The following is a 20,128-nucleotide window of genomic DNA, read 5'->3' as shown; positions in this document are numbered from 1 at the left end:
TGGCGTTCCACCTTGCCTGCGATCTGGCACGAGGCGGCAGCAAAACCGCCGCCTGGCTTTCTATCAGGGTAGAAAAATCCTGAACACCCCACCGCCCAACTCGCCGCCATTGGCAATCTCGATATGCCCCGGCACGCCTTGCCGTTGGTGCTGACGGGCAATGTTGGCGGCGAAGTACAGGCCCAAACCGGTGCTGCCGCTGCTCTGGTTGATGCCGAGCACGTAATCGGTCTGTTTCTCGATCATGTGTTCGGGGAAGCCCGGGCCGTCGTCGTTGACGCTGATGACCAGTTGCTCGCCCACCTGCCCCGCCGTGATCAGCACTTCCTTGCGGGCGTAGCGGACGGCGTTGATCACCACGTTCGACACCACCGAGCCGATCAGCTCGCGGTCGAAAAAACCCGGCAGGCCGAAGTCATCGACCTCGTACCGCGCAACGATGCCACGGCTGGCGAGGACTTCCTGGTGAAACGCCAGTTGCGCTTCGATGAAGTCGTCCAACTCGTGATAATCCGGGCGCAACGGCAGTTGATTAACGCCCAGTTTGTACAGGCCCAGCAGTTGCACGAGCATGCCGTTGAGGTGCGCGAATTCGTAGTCGATCACGCCCTGTTCCGGCGTGCCGCGATGGGCCTCGGGCAGTTGCTTGACCCATTGCCCGTGCGCCTGGATCAACGACGCCAGGGAGTTCTTCATGTCGTGCACGGTGGAGGCGATCACCATGGAAAAATCCAGCCCCGAATCCTCGTCCGTCATTCGCCAAACGCCTTGAGTCGCAGTTTCTGATACCGCTCGTATCGCGGGTCGGTCTCGGGCATCTTGCCCACCATTTTCAGACTGTTCTGACACTCCTTGAGGCTGGCCGCGTCGAGGTTCTGCACGCCCATGTGCAACAGCGACTGGGCCATGTTCAACGCGATACTGATGTTCTTGGGTTGCAGCGCCAGCCCCTGACGGAACAAGTCCTGAGCCTCGCCCAGCTTGCCCGCGCGATAACTGCGAATGCCTTGCATGTTCAGATCGATCGCCGCCTTGCCCGCACCGAGGATTTCCGGGTCGTCGGTCTGCCTGGCGATGTTCTGCATGACAGCCGGATCGTCGCCGTAGATTTCCGCGCAGCTTTTCAAGATCCCGGCACCGGCCGCTTCCTGGCCCAGTTGCTTGAGCTGTGAAGCGACGGCCAACGCCGCATCGGCGCTGAGAAACTGCTCCATGCCGTCGAGCCGTTCCATGGCCTGCGCGGTCAACTTGGCCGCCATTTCCGGATCGGAACTCGCGACACTGGTGGCCTTCATCAAACGCGCCCGCACTTGCAGACCGGCGTCGTTGGTGTGCTCCTTGGCGACGTCGCCCAGGGTCTGGTTGATTTCCACGCGGGTCCGCGCGTCGAAGCCCCGCTCGGCGCCCTTGCTGATCAGCGCCTGCGCAAGACCGAGGTTGGTTTCGGGGTCCTTGAAGCGAGAAAACTGACCTTGCGACACCGCCTGGCGGAACGCACGGGAGGCGCCGTCAAAGTCCTGATTCTCCAACGAGAGCTTGCCCAGCAAACGCTGACGGCGCACGGCATAGGGCGACAGGCGCACGGCTTCTTCGAGCATCTTCTGCGCACGACGATTATCGCCGCTGGCAATCAGCACATCCGCCAGACCGTCGAACAACACCGGCATCGCATTAAAGGTACGAATCGCTTCTTCATAGACCGTTTGCGCTTCGGCATTGCGATTGCGCTTGAACAGCAGCTTGCCCAACGCCGAATACGCCCAGGGTTGCGGGCGGTCAGCGAGGATGGACTTGAGGAACGCTTCCAGCGGCTCGTGCTGGTTCAGGTCGCGCAGTGCGTCGGCCTTGTAGCGCAGGCACAACGGCGCGAAACGCGGGTCCTGTTTGGTCAGGTTGACGCAGGCGGCCAGCACTTCGGCGGGCTTGCCACGGTCTAGGGCCTGGAGGATCGGCTTGAGCAGGTTCTTGCGCTGGACGATTTTTTCCAGACGCTGCGCCAGGCTGGCGCGGTTGAACGGCTTGGTCAGATACGCGTCAGGCTCCCATTCCAGCGCGCTCATGACCATCGCTTGACTGTTTTCAGCGGTGACCATGACGAACACGCTTTCATGGCTGATCAGCCGGTCGGTCATCAGGTCTTCCAGCACCTGCTGGCCGTTTTTCTTGCCGTCACCCAAGTTGAAGTCGTGCAGGATAAAGTCATAGCGCTTTTGCGAGCAGGCCTTGATCGCCTGTTCGCCGTTGTCTGCGGTGTCCACTTCCTTGACGCCCAACTCGCGCAGCATCGACCTGACCGAGCTGCGAAAATCGGAGAAATCATCGACGATCAGAAAGGTTTTTTGGTTCCAGGCCAGCATCGAGATTCCTGTAGCGGGAGATAAATCAGCTCAGAGGCAGCCTCACAAGCATCAACGTCGAAGCACCCTTCACGTGGCGCAGATGATAGCCAACATCAAATTGCCATCAAGCTATTTCACAGGGGCGTTGGCAACTTGCCGTAGGGCAAGAGAGCCCTCGCTTCGGTTATCGGCGGCGCCCAAGTAAAGCTTAGGTGACGCCCGCGATAAAAAGCGACCCTTCCATGACAATGATGCTGCGTGAAACGAATGCATTTGTGACGCAGGTCGTGTGCTTTAAAGCACGCGGGCGTGAAGAAAAGAGTCGGGATAATGGATCCAAACTCGGCAAATTTCGGGGAACGTAAAGTTTCGGCTAGATGTTTCCGGATATGTAAAGTCCCTTCCCTCTCCGCCGATACGCTTGGAAGACGGTGACCCAACCGCGTCTCTTCCTCTCGCCTGAGTATCCCTTCATGTCCTGGCTGACCAACCTGAAACTCAAGTCCAAGCTGTTGCTCGCGTTTAGCCTGTGTGCCCTGATCACCGTGGTGGTGGGTGTGCTAGGTCAGAACGGCATTTCTCGTCTGTACGATTTGTTCAAAAGCACTGTCGAAAACAGCATGCTGTCGGTCACCAAGGTCGATTCGGTGAAGGCCAACGTGATTGCCACCAACCGCGACTTCTTCAAGATCATCGCCCTCAGCGCGCTGAAGGCCAGCCCCGAGGAAGTCAACGCGGTCGTTCAGTCGCTCAAGGAAAACCAGGCGCAGGCAGACACCGATTTCGCGATCTATCGCAAGACCCCTATGGAAGATGACGAAAAGGCAGCGAGCGATGACTTTACTCGCGACTGGCCCGCCTATATGTCGGCGGTTCAAAGTACGCTGAGCGTCATTCAGAGCGGAGACGTCGAACAGGGCGCAAAACTGGCGGCCAGTAACGTCACCCCGACCTACCGCAAAACCATGGGCGAGCTGAAAATCATCATCGAATCCAACGCTCGCCAGGCTCAGGAGTCGGCCCAGGCAGGCGTGGAAACCGACAGCCAGGTGACGTGGATGCTGACCATCGGTTCGCTGATCGCGGTCATTTGCGCCATTTCACTGGGGTTGATCGTGACGCGCATGATCACCCGTCCTATTTATCAATCAGTGGAAAGCGCCTCCCATGTGGCCAACGGCAACCTGACCCACGTCATTGCGTCCGGCGGCCAGGACGAAACCGGGCAGTTGCTCAGGGCCTTGTCGACGATGCAAGGCAGCCTCAAAGGCACCGTGCAACAGATCGCCAGTGCTTCGGATCAACTGGCCTCGGCTGCGGAAGAGTTGACCGCTGTGACTGACGACAGCACCCGTGGGCTGCAACGTCAGAACGACGAAATCCAGCAGGCTGCGACGGCCGTGAACCAGATGACCGCCGCCGTCGAAGAGGTCGCCCGCAACGCCGCCAGCGCTTCGCAGGTCTCGACCCAGACCGCCGACGATGCGGTAAAGGGCCAGCAGCAAGTGCAGCAAGCGGTGGTGGCGATGAACACCATGACCGTCGAGATCAATGATTCGACCCAGCGCGTCGAGGCGCTGGCCGGGCAGATTCGTGACATCACCAAAGTGCTGGACGTGATTCGTGGCATCGCCGAACAGACCAACCTGCTCGCCCTCAACGCGGCCATCGAAGCCGCTCGCGCCGGTGAGCAAGGCCGTGGTTTTGCCGTGGTCGCCGACGAAGTCCGCGCCCTCGCCGCCCGCACACAAGCCTCTACCGGCGAGATCGAATCGATGATCACCCTGGTGCGCAACGGTGCCGATGAAGCAGTGCGCGCCATGGGCAAGAGCCAGGCCATCGCGACCAATACCCAGACGCTCGCCACCGAGGCCGGTTTGGCGCTGGAGCGCATCAGCGAAGGCGTCAGCCAGATCAACGAACGCAATCTGGTGATCGCCAGCGCGGCCGAAGAACAGGCCCAAGTGGCACGGGAAGTTGACCGCAATCTGGTGAACATTCAGGACCTGTCGGCGCAGACCGCCGCTGGCGCGAATCAGACCAATGCGTCGAGCCAGGAACTGTCACGCCTGGCGGTGTCGTTCAACACCATGGTGGGCAAGTTCACGCTCTGACGCGTCAACGACGATTCCTTATGGGAGCGAATTCATTCGCGAAGCAGTTGTACATTCGATGAAGACTTATCGAACGCACAGGCCTCTCGCGAATGAATTCGCTCCTACAGATTCACACCGTGTTCAGTCAGTGTTAGCGGCAAAATTTCATGGATCACAGGTGGCGAAAGCCATTCTTTCGCCACCTGTGACACCTTGGCTCATTGACTAAATCGTCACACGTTTTGTCAGAAATCACATTTCGGGTACAATCGCGGCCCCCTCGCAGATCCCTTGGACCTGATGACCGAGTCCTGCGGGGTGTTTGTTGTTTACTCAAGCTGCTGCATCCCAATGATCTAACAAAAAGCCAGCGCAGAGGGACACAGAACTCAAGGTCTGCCTCATCGACCTTGAACCCTACCCCTCGCCCTCCGAGTGCGAAACCGAGCCTTGCGCCTGTCAGTCCTGACGCGCGCCGAACCGGTCTCGTCTCGACATAAGAGGCAGGCGGATAACGTTCTTTCAATTGGATTGCGTGCAATGATCAAAACGACAGGCAAGGCCCTGCTGGGTCTGGCGATTTCGCTGGGTATGCTTCAGGCACACGCCGCAGAAAGCAAAAAAGTGGACGTGCTGCTGATCGGCGGCGGCATCATGAGTTCGACTCTGGGCGTCTGGCTCAACGAGCTGGAGCCAAGCTGGACCATGGAAATGGTCGAGCGTCTGGACAAAGTCGCCGAAGAAAGCTCCAACGGCTGGAACAACGCCGGTACCGGCCACTCCGGTCTCGCCGAGCTGAACTACACGCCGGAAGACAAAGACGGCAAGGTCAACATCTCCAAGCCATCGAGATCAACGAAGCCTTCCAGGTGACCCGTCAGTTCCTGGCCTGGCAGGTCCGCCAGAGCGTTTTGAAAAACCCGCATTCGTTCATCAACTCCACACCGCACATGAGCTTCGTGTGGGGCGATGACAACATCAAGTTTCTGAAAAAGCGTTACGAAGCCCTGCAGGCGAGCCCGCTGTTCCGCCCGATGCAGTTCTCCGAAGACCACGCGCAGATCGCCAAGTGGGTCCCGCTGATGATGGAAGGGCGTGACCCGAACCAGAAGCTGGCCACTACCTGGACGCCGATCGGCACCGACGTCAACTGGGGTGAAGTCACCCGTCAGTACGTCTCGGCGCTCCAGACTCGCCCGAACTTCAACTTGAAGCTGTCGAGCGAAGTCAACGACATCACTCGCAATGCCGACGGCAGCTGGCACGTCGAGTACAAGAACCTGAAGGACGGCACCAGCAGCGCGACCGACGCCAAGTTCCTGTTCATCGGCGCTGGCGGCGGCGCACTGAAGCTGCTGCAGAAATCCGGCATTCCGGAAGGCCGTGACTACGCAGGCTTCCCGGTTGGCGGTTCGTTCCTGGTCACCGAGAATCAGGACGTTGCCCTGCAACACATGGCCAAGGCCTACGGCATCGCCTCCACCGGCGCGCCGCCCATGTCGGTTCCGCACCTGGACACCCGCGTGCTCGACGGCAAGCGCGTGATCCTGTTTGGCCCGTTCGCGACCTTCTCCACCAAGTTCCTGAAAGAAGGTTCGTACCTGGACCTGTTCAGCAGCATGACTACCCACAACTTCTGGCCGATGACCAAAGTGGGCATCGAGCAGTACCCGCTGGTGGAGTACCTCGCCGGCCAACTGATGCTGTCCGACGACGATCGCTTCAAGGCCTTGCAGGAATACTTCCCGCACGCGAAGAAAGAAGACTGGCGTCTGTGGCAAGCCGGTCAGCGCGTGCAGATCATCAAGCGTGATGCCGAGAAAGGCGGCGTGCTGAAACTGGGTACCGAAGTCGTGTCCTCCCAGGACGGCAGCATCGCCGCACTGTTGGGCGCATCGCCAGGTGCCTCGACCGCCGCGCCGATCATGCTCAACGTGATGGAAAAGGTCTTCAAGGACAAAGTCGCGACGCCTGAATGGCAAGCGAAGATCCGCCAGATCGTGCCGAGCTACGGCACCAAGCTGAACGACTCGCCGGCTGCCGTGCAGCAAGAGTGGAACTACACCGCCGAAGTCCTGCAACTGGACAAGCCGCCGGTCATCGACCAGAGCGTCGGCACGAGCACCGAGCCGAGCAAACCGGCTGAAAGCAAGCCTGCGAACGACATGGCGCTGTAATTTCGCAACGTCGAAATCGCCGCAAATTAAAAGCCACGGGCCTCAAAACCCGTGGCTTTTTTGTGGCCGCCGATCAGATGAAACGAACCCGAATGACAAGCTCAGACCTGCGCCATGCCGCCATCGACGAACACTTCGCTGCCGTTGACGAAGCTGCTGTCTTCGGACGCCAGGAAGGCGACAACCTTCCACTTCTTCATCGCGGCCTGTTCGATTGAGCGGGGTAACCGATGCAGCGAACTCGAAGAAGCCGTGCACTTGCTCTTTCGGCAAATCCGACTCGCTCCACGCCGGGGTGTCGATCACGCCAGGGCTGACAGCGTTGACGCGAATATTCCGGCCTTTCAGGTCGGACGCCCAAGTGCGGGCGAACGAACGGACAGCGGCCTTGCTGGCGCTGTAGAGGCTCCAGTCGCCAAAGCCTTTGCTGGCGACAATCGAAGCGCTGAGGATGATCGAGCTGCCCTCGCCCATCAGCGGCAAGGCGCCCTGCACCGACCAGATCACGCCTTTGACGTTTGTGTTGAGCAGGCCGTCCACGTGCGCCTCGGTCAAGCTGCCCAGTGGGGCTGGCGCTGCGTAACCGGCGTTGGCAAACACGACATCAATGCGTCCGGACTCCTTTTTGATCAGCGCGTAGAGGCGTTCGACGTCGGCGGGCTGGCTGACGTCTCCTTGCACCCCGACGGCCAGCGGGCCGTGCCCGGCTTCGGCGTACGACGCGTTCAGCGACGCCACGGCGCGATCCAGCTCGGCTTTGCGGCGCCCGGTGAGGTAGACACGAGCCGCGCCTTCCGCGAGAAAGGTTTGAGCAACAGCGAGGCCGATGCCTGAGCTGGCGCCGGTGACAACAGCGACTTTGCCGGTGAGGCGGGACATGGTTTTCTCCAAGGGGTCAATGAAATACGTGAGCCCATCTTAGAGATTGCGCCGCATGGCTGAAATGTCATAATTGCCACCTTTATCGCCATCGAGGCATTTGTCATGCACACGGTCGGTTTTATCATCTACCCGGACTTTCAGCTGGTATGCCTGGCCGCCAGTTCGGTATTCGAAGTCGCGGACCGCGTGCTCGGATCGGCGTATTACGAGGTCTCGATCCGTTCGGAAACGGGCGGCACGGTGAAGGGAACGGCGGCGGTCTCGGTGCTGAGCACGCCCTTGGGGGACGACCCGTTCGACAGCGTCATCGTGTGTGGCGGGGCTGCCAGTCCCGAGGCGTCCGCAGCACTGGTTGACTACCTGCGCCGCGCCACGCATACGTCCCGACGCATCGCGTCCATTTGCACGGGCACGTTCATTCTGGCTCAGGCAGGACTGCTGGCGAATCGTCGGGCGACCACGCACTGGATGATGGCGCCCGAACTGGCGCGCCGTTATCCGGACATCAAGGTCGAGGCTGACCGGATCTTCGTGCAGGACGGCCAGATGTGGACGTCCGCCGGGATGAGCGCCGGCATCGATCTGGCACTGGCCATGGTCGAAGAGGATCACGGTCTGGAGGTCGCCCAGACTGTCGCGCGCCAGTTCGTCCTCTATCACCGCCGCGCCGGTGGGCAATCGCAGCATTCGGCGCTGCTGGACCTGGCCCCCAAGTCGGACCGCATACAGAACGCCCTCACCTACGCCCGATCCCACCTCAAGAATCCGTTATCACTGGAAGAGCTCGCCGACGCCGCTCGCTTGAGTTCGCGCCAGTTCAGCCGTGCCTTTCGTGATGAAACAGGCCAGACCCCGGCGAAAGCCGTGGAACGTCTGCGGGTCGAAGCGGCCCGGCAGATGCTGGAACAAGGGCGTCATACCGTCGAGACCATCGCTTATGAAACTGGCTTTGCCGACCGGGAACGCATGCGTCGGGCATTCTTGCGCACCATCGGCCAGCCTCCGCAAACTGTTCGCAGAAATGCAGGCTGACCCAGTCGTTTCATATCTAGGTATAACTTGCCGTTTTGCACTCACCTGCGCATTCTATGGGCATCAAACAGGGGCAGACGCCACCGTGACCTAAAAGGTGCCCTCTATGTCATGGTTCCATTCGTATCAGCGAATTATTCTGCTTTTCGTTTTGTCAGACGCGGTGGTCATTAATGACGCTGTCGATAAAACATAGTCCCGTGCCAGTGAGGCCGTGGATTCAGAAATGAACGGATATCGATTCAAACAATAAATCGGCAGTGACCGGTGCACTTCACCTTTGGCACTGCTGATAGATTCCAAACATTGAGTACTGTGCGTGCCGAACACTTCGATTCGTTTTGCCTGCAATGGTTGTGGCGTTTGCTGCAAGGGCCGGTTGATTCCGCTGACATTGAATGAAACCCGACAATGGCTGGCCCGTGGTCACGACGTCGCTATTGTGCTGGAAGCGTTTAATGAAGAGACCTGGACTGCCGAACCTCAGCAGTTCGCTCACAGCGCTCGGCGCGCCGCCGAAGTCCGCAGTGGCGGCGCGAAGATTCAGGTCGTTGCCGTGTTCACGGCCAATGCGCTCGGCCAATGCCCGAATTTAGGGGCCGACGACCGTTGCGGCATCTACGAAGAACGTCCCCTGGTCTGTCGGATTTACCCCATGGAGATCAATCCATACATTCCCCTGTTACCGCAAAACAAGGCCTGTCCCCCGGAAACCTGGCAGACCGGCGAAGTCATTTTCACGGACCACATTGTCGATGCGACACTCGCCCGGCAAGTGGAGCAATCACGGCAAGCGGACAGGGACGATGCCCAGGCCAAGATTGATATATGCGAATACATGGGACTGACGACGGCCGCCTGGAAGAATAATGCAATGGCGGTTTATCAACCGGCTCGTCATGAATTGATGGCCGCCCTCGACGCCTGCGAAGTTAATACGCATGAGTCGGGGGGCAAAGAATGGTCAGTGCGAGTGAATCAGTCCGGGTTGCGTCAACAGTTGCAGGATGCCCATATCCGCCTCAATGACGACAACGCGTCGAATTATATTTTCCACGAGTTATAAAACGCCCCCGCGCGCCCTCTGACAACAACCGGTCTTATGCGGTTGAGTCAGAGGGCGTTTTGCCTGATGCCAAGCGCGTTATTTGCCGAACGGAAATTCGGGGGCAAACAACTGAACCACGCTCGTCATGTTTTGCTGCCCGTAGCCGTGGTCGATACCAGCGTCAAAGACCTGCCGGGCTGCCTCGATGGTTGGCGCAGCGGCCGGGCTGCCCGCAGCGCCCACCAGGTAACCGAAGTCCTTCTCGATCAGTTCCACCGGGAACTGCGGTTCGAACTTGCCTTCGAGCATCAGGCCCACACTGCGCTGAGAGGCGATACTGGACACCGCGGTAGCCCCGACTGCGTCAAACGCGACTTTAAGGTTCACGCCACTCTTGGCCAGAATGCCGAACAGTTCGGCCATCGCCGTGACCTGAACGCCGAGCATGGCGTTGGTCGTCAACTTGACCAGCGTACCTGCCCCCAGCGGGCCAACGTGCTGAATCGACGATCCCATGTTGCCAAGCACGTCTCGGGCAAACGCCACATCGGCCTCGTCCCCACCGACCAGGAACACCAACTGCGCCGCTTCTGCCTGCGGACGCGAACCGGAGACCGGCGCATCGATGAGGCGAATGCCCGCTTCATTCGCGGCTTCGCCCAGGGCCTTGACCCAGCGCGGCGACAGCGTCGAGCACTCGATGGCCAGGCTGTCAGACGCCATGCCGCCAAAGGCGCCATGCTGCGGATCGAGCCAGACGCGGTCCGACGCGATGTCATCGCGAACCATGCTTAGTACGATCGAAGCGCCCTGCGCAGCTTGCCGTGGTGTCGCCGCCAAGGTGGCCCCTGCGGCGATGAGTGCGTCAGCCGCTTGAGGGCTGCGGTTCCAGACCGTAACGGTGTGTCCTGCCTTGAGCAGATTCGCGGCCATGCGCGAGCCCATGGCTCCCAATCCCAATACTGCGATAGCGGTCATGTCCAATCTCCAGTTTCATGCGGTACAAACGATGACGCCAGCGCCCCTGATCAGGGAGTGCTGGCGCGAGGTGAGCATTCAACGGTGCGTGGAGCCACACGCCGCTGGAGTGCTCAAGAGGATCAGGGCTTGGCGACGAGCACCAGCTTCTGGTTCACGAACTCTTTGATGCCCAATTCGGACAGTTCGCGACCGTAACCGGAGCGTTTCACGCCACCGAACGGCAGTTCAGGCGCTGTGCTTGAGAACGTGTTGATCCAGACAGCACCGGTCTCGATGCGCGAAGCCAGGGACTTGGCACGTTCGATGTCTTTCGAGAAGACCACGCCGGACAGGCCGTAGTTGGAATCGTTGGCCAGTTCGACGATCTCGTCATCGGTTTTGACAACGTAGATCTGAGCCACTGGACCGAAGAATTCTTCGAAGTACGCCGGGTTATCGCGGGTCACGTTGGTGAGAATCGCAGGCTCGAAGAAGTGACCTGGCAGATCCACCACACCGGCACCGTAGTGCAGAGTTGCGCCGTTGGTGACAGCGGCCTTGACCTGTTTGATCAGACCATCGCGAGCGCCGGCCGACGACAGTGGGCCGAGGGTGGTGGTTTCGTCCAGCGGGTCACCAATCTTCACGGCTTTGAAAGCTGCGGTGAGTTTGTTCAGGAACTTGTCAGCCACTTCTTCGCGGACGACGAAGCGCTTGGCACCGATGCACTCCTGCCCGGCGACGTGCAGCCGCGAGAACGTACCGATCTCTACTGCTTTGTCCAGGTCGCTGTCTTCCAGCACCACGAACACGTCGTTACCGCCCATTTCGAGGGTCGATTTCTTCAGGTACTTGCCCGCTGTCGCGGCAATCACGCTACCTGCACCTTCCGAACCGGTCATGGCGGCGCCCTGAACCCGTGGGTCAGCGATCAGGGTGCCGATCTGGTCAGTGGTGACAAACAGGTTGGTCCACGCGCCTTTCGGTGCGCCCGCTTCAGTCACCAGTGCTTCGAAGACACTGGCGCAATGCGGAACAATACTCGCGTGCTTGGCAACGATCGGGTTGCCTGCAGCCATATTAGGAGCCAGTACACGCATCAGTTGATAGAACGGGAAGTTCCAGGGTTCGACGGCAACGAGAACCCCGATAGGGTGGTGTTCGATCCACGCATCGCCCTGGTCGGTCTGGATGCTCACCGGGACCAGGAAGCGCTCTGCGTTGTCGGCATAGAAACGTGCGATCTGTGCCACAACGTGCAGCTCGCCACGGCTTTCGCCGATCAGCTTGCCCATTTCCAGGGTGATGATTCGCGCCAGTTCTTCATTGCGCGCATCGATCAGGTCGGCCAGCTTGCGCAGCACCGCCAGGCGAGGCTGGATGGAGCCTTTGGACCATTCCGATTTGTACAGACGGTGCGCGGACGCCAGGGCGTCTTCGACCTGCGCATCGGTGTGGTTCGGCCAGGTTTTCACCAGTTGATTCGTGGTCGGGTTGATCGTTTGATAAGCCATTGCAAACTCCAATCTTTGAGTAAACGAATCCTCGACGCCGATAAGGTCGGCGCCTTGAGAGGACTGACTGTCGATCTGCTCCGCAAGGAGCTAGGGATGGCTCGATGCCGAAGGGCAGGCCAACGGAGTGACCTCCCTGCGGTTTCGCGAACGAAGAGGCGGTTGGATCAAACGCCGTAACGAGCGCCGGGTTTTGCGTGGCTGAATTTTTTTGAGATCGCGCGGCGACCTTCTTCCCACTGAGTCCAATCCTGAGCATCAGCATCTTGCAGGCCAGGAATGGTGACCAGCTCGCCTTTATCCAGACCGGCCAGAGCGGCGTCTACCAGATCGGTGGCACGCATGGTGTTCGCACCTTCCTTCTGAGGCGCGTAACCGGCAACGTCCCAGAAGTCAGTAGCGGTAGCGCCTGGCAATACGCTCTGGATGCGAACGCCTTTGTCCGCCAGGTCACGTTGCAGGGTGTGACCGAAGCTCAGTACGTAGGATTTCGAAGCGCTGTAGACGCCGTTGAGCATTTCGACGGCGATGCCGACCACCGAGGAAATGTTAACGATGGTGCCTGTGCCACGAGCGACGAAAGCCGGTGCTACTGCATAGGTCAGACGGGTGAGCGCGGTGATGTTCAAGGCGATCATCGCGTCCATTTCTTCAACGTTGTCTTTGAGAATCGAAGCGACGGAACCGACACCGGCGTTGTTGACCAACAGGGTGATGCTGGCGTCTTCACGCAGGACTTTCTCAACCTGTTTCAGCGATTCCTTGTTGGCCAGATCGGCGGCCAACGTCGTGACAGTGCGACCAGGTACCGCGATTTTAGCGGCCACTTCTTTCAGAAGTTTCTCGTTGCGTGCCACCAGTATCAGGTCATAGCCGCGCTTGATCAGACGATCAGCGTAAACAGCGCCGATACCTGCCGAAGCGCCAGTGATCAGTGCGGTGCCTTTAGATGCAGTGCTCATAGTGTTTCTCCAGAAGTTTGTTGGGCCGAAAGAGTCGGTAGAGAAAGAGTACGGCTTACCCCGAAAAGCTGAAATGTCATATATCCAACGTTTTAGGACAAGGTCGTATTGACCGAAAAAGAGGTGTCTGGACGGCTAAAAAGCGCGGGCGCCGTGGGCCGCGCGCATAAAAAAGGGCGCGAATGAACGCGCCCTCTTCTGTTGTATGACCGGCAACGCGGGCGCCGTGAGCCTTAGCCGCCGCGCTGCAACTGGTCAAACACTTCCGCCACAAAACGGTCTGCACTGGTCCCGGTGCCATCCGGCTGGTGGTCAAGACCACCGGGGATCTTGCTGTCGTAAGGGGCCGTGATCTTGGCGGCAATCACGTCTGCGCGGCTGTTCCCGGTCGCGATCAGACGCCTGACGCGTTCTTCCACGGTCACGATCATTTCGCGATAGGCAGCGATGTCGGACCGGTGAAAAACCGTGCCATGGCCTGGCACAAGCAGCGTGTCAGGCCCCGCCAGTTCGGCGGTCTGATCCAGCGCTTCGAGCATGCCCTCCACGGTCCCGCCATTCTCGACGTCGATGTAGGGGTATCCGTAGTTACGGAAGAAGTCGCCCGTCATGATGACGTTGGCGTTCTCAAACCGAACAATGGTGTCGCCCCCTGTGTGGGCGGGTTGCACGGGGATCAGGTCGATGATTTCTCCGTTCATGCGTATCTTGACCGGAGCGCCTGCGCCGTACGTCACCGTAGGCAATCTGGCAAGGCTGTCCGCCGACGTACCCTCTGCCGCAGACGCGAACTGATCGGACAGCTCATTGCGTTCCTCTTCCCGCGCAAACAGCAACGCGCCCGCCTTGACGATGTTGCCGCTGCCGCCGGTGTGATCCCGATGCAAGTGCGTGTTGACCAGGTAGCGAACCGGCTCGGGACTGATCGCCTTGATCGTCGCGAGCAGCTTACCGGAGAGCTGGGCGTAGGACGCATCGACCACCAGCACACCCTGAGGACCGACCAGCACGCCCACTCGGCCACCTGCCGCATCGGGATGAGACGGGTCCATGCCCGGCGACCCCGTCAGCGCGTAAACATTCGGCGCGAGCTGCGTCGTAGTGAAGTTGATTTTGTCGAAATCGATGTGCTGAACAGGCAGCGCCGCCTGGGCTACACCGCAGGTAGTCAATGCCGCGACCGAGGTCAACAGGATGTGTCTTAGCGAGGTCATCTGAATGCTCCGGGGTTGTCGTCTCAGTCCACTGCCTTGGTCATGTCTTCGATCACCTTCTTCGCATCGCCGAACACCATCATGGTCTTGTCCAAGTAGAACAGTTCGTTATCCAGACCGGCATACCCGGCCGCCATCGAACGCTTGTTGACGATGAGGGTGCGCGCCTTGTACGCCTCTAGAATCGGCATACCGGAGATCGGCGAATTCGGGTCGTTCTTGGCCGCCGGGTTGACAACGTCGTTGGCGCCCAGCACGAGCACAACATCGGTCTGGCCGAACTCCATGTTGATGTCGTCCATCTCGTGCACTTGCTCGTACGGCACTTCGGCCTCGGCCAGCAGCACGTTCATGTGGCCAGGCATGCGACCGGCCACCGGGTGAATGGCGTAGCGCACGTCCACCCCTTTCGCGGTCAGCAACGCGGTCAGTTCTTTGAGCGAGTGCTGCGCACGCGCCACCGCCAGGCCGTAACCCGGCACGATCACCACACTCTGGGCATTGCTCAACATGAACGCGGCGTCTTCCGCCGAGCCCGATTTCACCGGACGCTCGACCTGCTCGACATTCGCCGCACCGCCACCGGCCGTGTTACCGAAGCCGCCCAGCAGCACGTTCAGGAACGAGCGGTTCATGGCCTTGCACATGATGTAGGACAGAATCGCGCCCGAAGACCCCACCAGCGAACCGGCGATGATCAGCATCGGGTTGTTCAACGAGAAACCAATGCCCGCTGCCGCCCAACCGGAATAAGAGTTGAGCATGGACACCACGACGGGCATGTCAGCGCCGCCAATGGGGATGATGATGAGCAGGCCCAACGCCAGCGCCGCAAACGTCATCAACACGAACGGCAGCCAGGCTTGGGTCACGACAAACGTCAGGCCCAAGGCCAGTGCAATCAACGCCACGATCAGATTGAACGTGTGCTGAAACGGGAAGCGCACCGGCGCGCCTTTGAACAGCCGGAAGTTGTAGCGACCCGAGAGCTTGCCGAACGCGATGATCGAGCCGGTGAAGGTGATCGCCCCGACAAAGGCACCCAGGAACAGCTCGACCCGGTTGCCTCGGGGAATACCAACGCCCGCCTCGTTCAAGCCGAAGACGTTGGGTTCGGAGACCACCGCGTACGCGATGCACACGGCGGCCAGACCGATCAGCGAATGCATGCCTGCTACCAGCTCAGGCATTTTGGTCATTTCCACTCGCGCGGACACCACCGCACCAACGCCACCGCCCAAGACGAGAGACAGCACCAGCAAGCCCAGGCCCACCTGAATATCACCGCTCCCCGCCGCCCTCGCCTGAAAGAGGATCATGGCCAGCGTGGTGAGCACCGCGATCGTCATCCCGGCCATGCCGAATGCATTACCGATGCGCGCTGTTTTAGGGTTAGAGAGGCCTTTCAATGCCTGAATGAAACACACCGAGGCAATGAGATAGAGCAAGGTAACAATATTCGGACTCATGACTGTGGCGCCTTTTCACGAGGGGTCGGAAGTTTGGGGTCTTTTTTCTTGAACATCTCCAACATCCGGCGGGTGACCAGAAAACCGCCAAAGACATTGATGGACGCCAGGAAAACTCCCAACGCCCCAAACAACTCGCCAACGCCGGATGACGTCAGACCGACGGCCAGCATTGCGCCGACAATGACAATTGCAGAAATGGCATTGGTGACCGCCATTAACGGGGTATGAAGTGCCGGGGTGACATTCCAGACAACGTGGTAGCCCACATAAATGGCGAGCACAAAAATGATCAGATTGATGATGCCGTGATTGACGATTTCCATAATGCGTTACTCGCGAAGTGATTAAAGGGTCCGCAACACCTGACCATCACGGGCAAACAGCGTCGCCGCGACGATATCGTCAGTCGGATCAATAGAAACAGTGGCGTCCGGGCCGGTAATCAACACCAGGAAGTTCAGAAGGTTGCGGGCATACAGTTCGGAAGCGTCGGTGGCCAACAGGGACGGAAAGTTGGTGTGCCCCACCAGGCTGACGCCATGGCGAACGACTACCTGGTCGGCTTCCGTCAGTGGGCAGTTGCCACCGGCGCGGCCCTGGAACTGCGCCCCTCGCCCCGCTGCCAGATCGACGATGATGGAACCCGGCTTCATCTGTTCAACGGTGTGCTCATGAATCAGCGTCGGTGCCGTGCGGCCCGGGATCAGCGCCGTCGAGATGATGATGTCCGCCTGAATGGCGCGCTGATGCACCAGCGCCGACTGGCGCTCCAGCCAGGAGGCCGGCATGGGGCGGGCATAACCGCCGACACCGACAGCCGCTTCCCGCTCCTCGTCCGTTTCGTAAGGCACGTCAAGAAATTTGGCGCCCAGCGACTCGATCTGTTCTTTGGCAGCCGGCCGGACGTCAGAAGCCTCGACCACGGCCCCCAGGCGTTTGGCGGTGGCGATGGCCTGCAAACCTGCCACACCGGCGCCCAATATCAGGACGCGGGCAGCCTTTACGGTCCCGGCTGCGGTCATCAACATCGGCACGAAACGCTGGTACAGGCCCATGGCAAAGAGCGTCGCCTTGTACCCGGCAATGTTGGCCTGAGAGGACAGCACATCCAGACTCTGGGCCCGCGTGGTGCGGGGCGCAGCCTCCAGCGAAAAGGCCGTCAGTCCGGCGTCGGCCAGCGCGCGAATATTGGGCGCATTGAACGGGTCCAGCATCCCGATGACCACCGTGCCCGGTTTCATCAGACGCAGTTCATCACCTTCAGGCGAATGCACTTTCAGCACGGTTTGCGCGCCGAACACGGCATCTGCATCTACGATGATCGCTCCTGCTGCGACATAGGCGCTGTCCGGGAAGTGAGCCGCGGCCCCTGCGCCACTTTCCACCCAGAGCGTATGCCCTGCATTAATGAGCTTTTTTACAGTATCGGGCGTGGCCGCCACTCGTGTTTCATTCGGGCGTATTTCAGCCGGCACTCCAATTTTCATACGCGTGCGCTCTTATCAATAGGGAATGGCTGACCGCCTTCCCGCACTAAGTGGGTAGTTCTTTAATTAACCGTTCATTGCGATACACCGCGTGCCGGCGTATCTGTTGTCCGAAGTATTTCAGGGCTAACTGGAACGACGGCGAAACCGGTAGAACCCATCAGCGTCCACCGAAATGACCCAATCGGCATCTTCCATTTCTGGCGTGGTCATGAATTCATTTCGATCCAGTCCAGCCAGCGCCGCTTTCACGAAGGCATCGGCCTTGGAACAATTACAAGTGCTGATCCCTGAATAAGCAGGCGATTCAATTTCACGCCCGGCGTTGTAAGAAGCCGGCATCACGGTTTGAATTCTGATGCCCTGCCCCACCAGTTCTTTTCTGAGTGACTGTGAATAGGCAAGTACAAATGCCTTTATGCCTTTGTAGACGCTGTCCAGTAAAAACGACTGATCATTCACGTTGTCCGTCACTTGAATAATGGTGCCACCCTGGCGCGCCACCAGCTTTGGAACGAGCGCACTGGTCAACCGGGCAACCGCCGTCACGTTCAGGCCAATGAGGCGCTCCAGAGCGAACGAATCGATCTTCGGGGCCAGCGTCGAGTAATCGATGCTGACGTTATTCACCAATAAAGTGATGCTGGAATCGGTCCGCAGCACGTCTTCAACCGTGGCCAGTCCAGCGGGCAGCGCCAGGTCCGCTTCGACCACCTCGAAATTGCGGCCCGTTCGGGTCGTAAGCCGGGATGCCAATTCGTACAGCGGAGCACGCTGCCGAGCGACCAGGATGACGTCGTAGCCCCGCTCTGCAAGCCGGCAGGCATAACGTTCACCGATCCCTACCGTCGCGTCGGCGATCAGTGCGGTGCCCCTATGTACGGAATCAAGCATCTCATCATCTCTCGTGGGCCTGGCGCATCGCACAGACTGGACCGATGATAAGAATCCGCAGGCGTGTCTTCAATGACAGATATCCAACCTTTTAAGTCGTAAATTCGAAAATCGAGTGCAGGGGTGCAATGAATCGCCCGGCGGCTGGCAAGGTTCGAATAACTGTGAGAGCATGGCGGTAATTTCGCACATACAACCTTTTAGGACACAGCAAGTGTCTGATGGGAGAGCAACGATGATTCGTGTCGGACTCGTGATTTACCCTGGCTTCCAGGTGTTAGGACTCGCCGTCTCAGCTGTATTCGAAACAGCAAATGACATGAATGGTCCTTCTTACGAACTGGTCGTCGTGTCCGAACATGGCGGTATCGTTCGGTCCTCTCTGGGTTTTGGTATGGAAACGACTTCATTCAAGGATGCCCATTACGACACGCTGGTCGTCATCGGCAACAATCGGACGGACAACGTCTCCGATGGGCTGCTGGATTACCTGCGAGCGTCGTTCGCCCGTACGAAACGCGTTACGGCAGTGTGTACCGGTGCGTTTGTCGTCGCCCAGGCGGGGTTGCTGGACGGACGTCGCGCCACGACCCATTGGGCTCATGCCCGCGAATTCCGCTCCGCGTTTCCAGACGTTCACCTTGAAGAAGACCGGATTTTCGTCATCGATGGCACGGTCTGGACATCGGCCGGCATGACTGCAGGGATCGACCTGGCGCTGGCCATTCTGGAAAAGGATCTGGGTACCACGCTGGCCCGCAACGTGGCCAAGAAAATGGTCGTTCACCATCGTCGGTCCGGGGGGCAGTCGCAATTTTCGACGCTGTTGGAACTCGATCCGAAAACCGACCGCATCCAGACCACGCTCGTCTACGCCAAGGAAAACCTGGCGTCGGAATTGTCGGTCGAAGAGTTGGCCGAAATCGCTCACCTCAGCCCTCGGCAATTCAGCCGGATTTTTCGCGAGGAAACCGGGCAATCCCCCGCCAAGGCCATCGAACATCTGCGTGTCGAAGCAGCACGCATCATGATGGAAGAAGGCCGGTACTCCCTCGACATCATTGCCCGCGACTGCGGGTTCGGTGACCGTGAACGCATGAGACGCTCCTTCTTGCGCGCCTTCAATCAGTCCCCTCAAGCGATCAAACGCATCACTGAATCGCAAATGGTCGATCTTTCGACCTGATACCCCTCGCCTGACCTCCCCCCTCGCGATACGGGAGGTAAAACGGGCCGCCCATGACCTCCCGGTCATTTGGGCGCGCCCCCGTCTGCACGTCTGAATTCTGCGGAACGCCGCTCCCCATCACCGTCCTCGCCCTCCGTTGCCCCCCATTGATCAGCGTGCAAAACGAAGCGTTGACAAAAGATGCATATGCAATCAAATTATTTATGTGCATATTCACCTATTCCAACTTAGCCCCGTGTTTACGGTGAATTTTGCCTAATAAATCGCGCGCCTATCCTCCTGACAATTGTCGGTAGGAGCGATTAATCCATCGAATGCGGAGAATAAAAATGCCTTACCTTCAGCTCGACGTGAACGGAACCTTCCCGGTCGAAAAAAAGAAGCAGCTGGCACATGAGATGTGCAAGACCTACTCGGCCATGATGACCGTGGACATCTTGAGAATCAGTGTGGCTATCCGCGAAACCGGTGATGGCGGCGTCTGGAGGACCGTTGACGGCGAGCCTGTGCCGGTCTCCGTGTTGATGTGCGATATCCGCCGCGGCCGCACGCCCGCACTTCGCATGGACGTCGCCAAAGCGCTCTGCCAGCACTGCATCGACATCCTGGGGCTGCGTGAAGACCGCCTGAACGTCGAGTTCACGCAGCACTCGGGCGATGAGATGTATCACCCGACGCTGGGCGGCTACAGCCCGGAGTGGAGCGAAGACGAAGCCGCTGAAGCTGCGCAGTAAGAACGGACCGGCCACGTCCTGCCTTGTGGCCTGAGCGCTTGACGCTGTCGTTATTTCCGGTGTGACGCGCACGCACTCTCCTTCGCGCCGTTCGTGGAGGAGAGGTTTTCGCGTGGCCCCCTACAAAG

15 protein-coding genes and 2 pseudogenes are annotated in these 20,128 nt (G+C 59.3%); 6 read left to right on the top strand and 11 right to left on the bottom strand.

What is annotated here, in order from left to right; genetic code table 11:
• Positions 1–63 precede the first annotated feature (63 nt).
• Together ACIQAL_RS02905 and ACIQAL_RS02900 are read right to left on the bottom strand one after the other, a co-directional pair.
• On the bottom strand, positions 64–756 hold the full coding sequence (locus tag ACIQAL_RS02905) for a sensor histidine kinase (RefSeq protein WP_401142159.1): 693 nt from the start codon (positions 754–756) through the stop codon (positions 64–66).
• Positions 753–2,357 carry a response regulator gene (locus ACIQAL_RS02900; protein ID WP_401142157.1) on the bottom strand — a complete coding sequence of 535 codons (1,605 nt, stop codon included), beginning with the start codon at positions 2,355–2,357 and terminating at the stop codon, positions 753–755. The genes ACIQAL_RS02905 and ACIQAL_RS02900 overlap by 4 nt, the downstream gene beginning before the upstream one ends.
• Before the next feature lie 455 nt (positions 2,358–2,812).
• Between ACIQAL_RS02900 and ACIQAL_RS02895 the strand changes: the two genes are divergently transcribed.
• A complete protein-coding gene (locus ACIQAL_RS02895) occupies positions 2,813–4,453 on the top strand; it encodes a methyl-accepting chemotaxis protein (RefSeq protein ID WP_401142154.1) in 1,641 nt (546 codons plus the stop codon).
• Between the two features lie 522 nt (positions 4,454–4,975).
• Positions 4,976–6,612, top strand: a pseudogene (gene mqo / locus ACIQAL_RS02890) (malate dehydrogenase (quinone)).
• Between the two features lie 173 nt (positions 6,613–6,785).
• Here mqo and ACIQAL_RS02885 read toward each other — a convergent pair.
• Positions 6,786–7,491: pseudogene (locus ACIQAL_RS02885) on the bottom strand (SDR family NAD(P)-dependent oxidoreductase); the annotation flags it as partial.
• Between the two features lie 105 nt (positions 7,492–7,596).
• Between ACIQAL_RS02885 and ACIQAL_RS02880 the strand changes: the two are divergent.
• Together ACIQAL_RS02880 and ACIQAL_RS02875 are read left to right on the top strand one after the other, a co-directional pair.
• On the top strand, positions 7,597–8,526 hold the full coding sequence (locus ACIQAL_RS02880) for a GlxA family transcriptional regulator (RefSeq protein WP_401142151.1): 930 nt from the start codon (positions 7,597–7,599) through the stop codon (positions 8,524–8,526).
• A gap of 319 nt (positions 8,527–8,845) precedes the next feature.
• On the top strand, positions 8,846–9,592 hold the full coding sequence (locus tag ACIQAL_RS02875) for a YkgJ family cysteine cluster protein (RefSeq protein WP_401142149.1): 747 nt from the start codon (positions 8,846–8,848) through the stop codon (positions 9,590–9,592).
• 78 nt (positions 9,593–9,670) lie between these two features.
• Here ACIQAL_RS02875 and ACIQAL_RS02870 read toward each other — a convergent pair whose 3' ends face one another.
• The 8 genes from ACIQAL_RS02870 to ACIQAL_RS02835 form a co-directional block, all read right to left on the bottom strand.
• A complete protein-coding gene (locus tag ACIQAL_RS02870; protein WP_401142147.1) occupies positions 9,671–10,552 on the bottom strand; it encodes an NAD(P)-dependent oxidoreductase in 882 nt (293 codons plus the stop codon).
• A 122-nt stretch (positions 10,553–10,674) separates the two neighbouring features.
• Positions 10,675–12,048 (bottom strand): NAD-dependent succinate-semialdehyde dehydrogenase, encoded by a 1,374-nt coding sequence (locus tag ACIQAL_RS02865; RefSeq protein WP_401142145.1) that lies wholly within the window; start codon positions 12,046–12,048, stop codon positions 10,675–10,677.
• Between the two features lie 167 nt (positions 12,049–12,215).
• A complete protein-coding gene (locus tag ACIQAL_RS02860; protein ID WP_401142142.1) occupies positions 12,216–13,010 on the bottom strand; it encodes an SDR family NAD(P)-dependent oxidoreductase in 795 nt (264 codons plus the stop codon).
• Positions 13,011–13,243: 233 nt separating this feature from the next.
• Complete coding sequence (locus ACIQAL_RS02855; RefSeq protein ID WP_401142140.1) at positions 13,244–14,224, bottom strand: MBL fold metallo-hydrolase; 981 nt, start codon at positions 14,222–14,224, stop codon at positions 13,244–13,246.
• Positions 14,225–14,247: 23 nt separating this feature from the next.
• Positions 14,248–15,693, bottom strand: a complete 1,446-nt coding sequence (locus ACIQAL_RS02850; RefSeq protein WP_401142137.1) for an NAD(P)(+) transhydrogenase (Re/Si-specific) subunit beta — start codon at positions 15,691–15,693, stop codon at positions 14,248–14,250.
• Complete coding sequence (locus ACIQAL_RS02845; protein ID WP_401142135.1) at positions 15,690–16,019, bottom strand: NAD(P) transhydrogenase subunit alpha; 330 nt, start codon at positions 16,017–16,019, stop codon at positions 15,690–15,692. The genes ACIQAL_RS02850 and ACIQAL_RS02845 overlap by 4 nt, the downstream gene beginning before the upstream one ends.
• A 21-nt stretch (positions 16,020–16,040) precedes the next feature.
• Positions 16,041–17,183: a Re/Si-specific NAD(P)(+) transhydrogenase subunit alpha gene (locus ACIQAL_RS02840; RefSeq protein ID WP_401142133.1), complete on the bottom strand. Its 1,143-nt coding sequence runs from the start codon at positions 17,181–17,183 to the stop codon at positions 16,041–16,043.
• A 126-nt stretch (positions 17,184–17,309) separates the two neighbouring features.
• The gene (locus ACIQAL_RS02835) at positions 17,310–18,077 is read right to left on the bottom strand and encodes an SDR family NAD(P)-dependent oxidoreductase (RefSeq protein WP_401142130.1); all 768 of its coding nucleotides are present in this window, start codon (positions 18,075–18,077) and stop codon (positions 17,310–17,312) included.
• Positions 18,078–18,312: 235 nt separating this feature from the next.
• Between ACIQAL_RS02835 and ACIQAL_RS02830 the strand changes: the two genes are divergently transcribed.
• Together ACIQAL_RS02830 and ACIQAL_RS02825 are read left to right on the top strand one after the other, a co-directional pair.
• On the top strand, positions 18,313–19,263 hold the full coding sequence (locus ACIQAL_RS02830) for a GlxA family transcriptional regulator (protein WP_401142127.1): 951 nt from the start codon (positions 18,313–18,315) through the stop codon (positions 19,261–19,263).
• A gap of 332 nt (positions 19,264–19,595) precedes the next feature.
• Entirely contained in the window at positions 19,596–20,000 is a 405-nt protein-coding gene (locus ACIQAL_RS02825; RefSeq protein WP_401142125.1) for a hypothetical protein, read from the top strand.
• Positions 20,001–20,128 lie beyond the last annotated feature (128 nt).

Source organism: Pseudomonas sp. NPDC088368, assembly GCF_044753445.1.
Taxonomy (GTDB): domain Bacteria; phylum Pseudomonadota; class Gammaproteobacteria; order Pseudomonadales; family Pseudomonadaceae; genus Aquipseudomonas; species Aquipseudomonas bambusae.
The sequence above is the reverse complement of the archived record's forward strand: the minus strand, read 5'-3'. Positions and strand labels throughout refer to the sequence as shown.

Bases quoted from the DNA above. Each gene is read 5' to 3' on its own strand.
- ACIQAL_RS02905 (WP_401142159.1), bottom strand. From the start codon at position 756: ATGACGGACGAGGATTCGGGGCTGGATTTTTCCATGGTGATCGCCTCC.
- ACIQAL_RS02900 (WP_401142157.1), bottom strand. From the start codon at position 2,357: ATGCTGGCCTGGAACCAAAAAACCTTTCTGATCGTCGATGATTTCTCC.
- ACIQAL_RS02895 (WP_401142154.1), top strand. From the start codon at position 2,813: ATGTCCTGGCTGACCAACCTGAAACTCAAGTCCAAGCTGTTGCTCGCG.
- ACIQAL_RS02880 (WP_401142151.1), top strand. From the start codon at position 7,597: ATGCACACGGTCGGTTTTATCATCTACCCGGACTTTCAGCTGGTATGC.
- ACIQAL_RS02870 (WP_401142147.1), bottom strand. From the start codon at position 10,552: ATGACCGCTATCGCAGTATTGGGATTGGGAGCCATGGGCTCGCGCATG.
- ACIQAL_RS02865 (WP_401142145.1), bottom strand. From the start codon at position 12,048: ATGGCTTATCAAACGATCAACCCGACCACGAATCAACTGGTGAAAACC.
- ACIQAL_RS02860 (WP_401142142.1), bottom strand. From the start codon at position 13,010: ATGAGCACTGCATCTAAAGGCACCGCACTGATCACTGGCGCTTCGGCA.
- ACIQAL_RS02855 (WP_401142140.1), bottom strand. From the start codon at position 14,224: ATGACCTCGCTAAGACACATCCTGTTGACCTCGGTCGCGGCATTGACT.
- ACIQAL_RS02850 (WP_401142137.1), bottom strand. From the start codon at position 15,693: ATGAGTCCGAATATTGTTACCTTGCTCTATCTCATTGCCTCGGTGTGT.
- ACIQAL_RS02845 (WP_401142135.1), bottom strand. From the start codon at position 16,019: ATGGAAATCGTCAATCACGGCATCATCAATCTGATCATTTTTGTGCTC.
- ACIQAL_RS02840 (WP_401142133.1), bottom strand. From the start codon at position 17,183: ATGAAAATTGGAGTGCCGGCTGAAATACGCCCGAATGAAACACGAGTG.
- ACIQAL_RS02835 (WP_401142130.1), bottom strand. From the start codon at position 18,077: ATGCTTGATTCCGTACATAGGGGCACCGCACTGATCGCCGACGCGACG.
- ACIQAL_RS02830 (WP_401142127.1), top strand. From the start codon at position 18,313: ATGATTCGTGTCGGACTCGTGATTTACCCTGGCTTCCAGGTGTTAGGA.
- ACIQAL_RS02825 (WP_401142125.1), top strand. From the start codon at position 19,596: ATGCCTTACCTTCAGCTCGACGTGAACGGAACCTTCCCGGTCGAAAAA.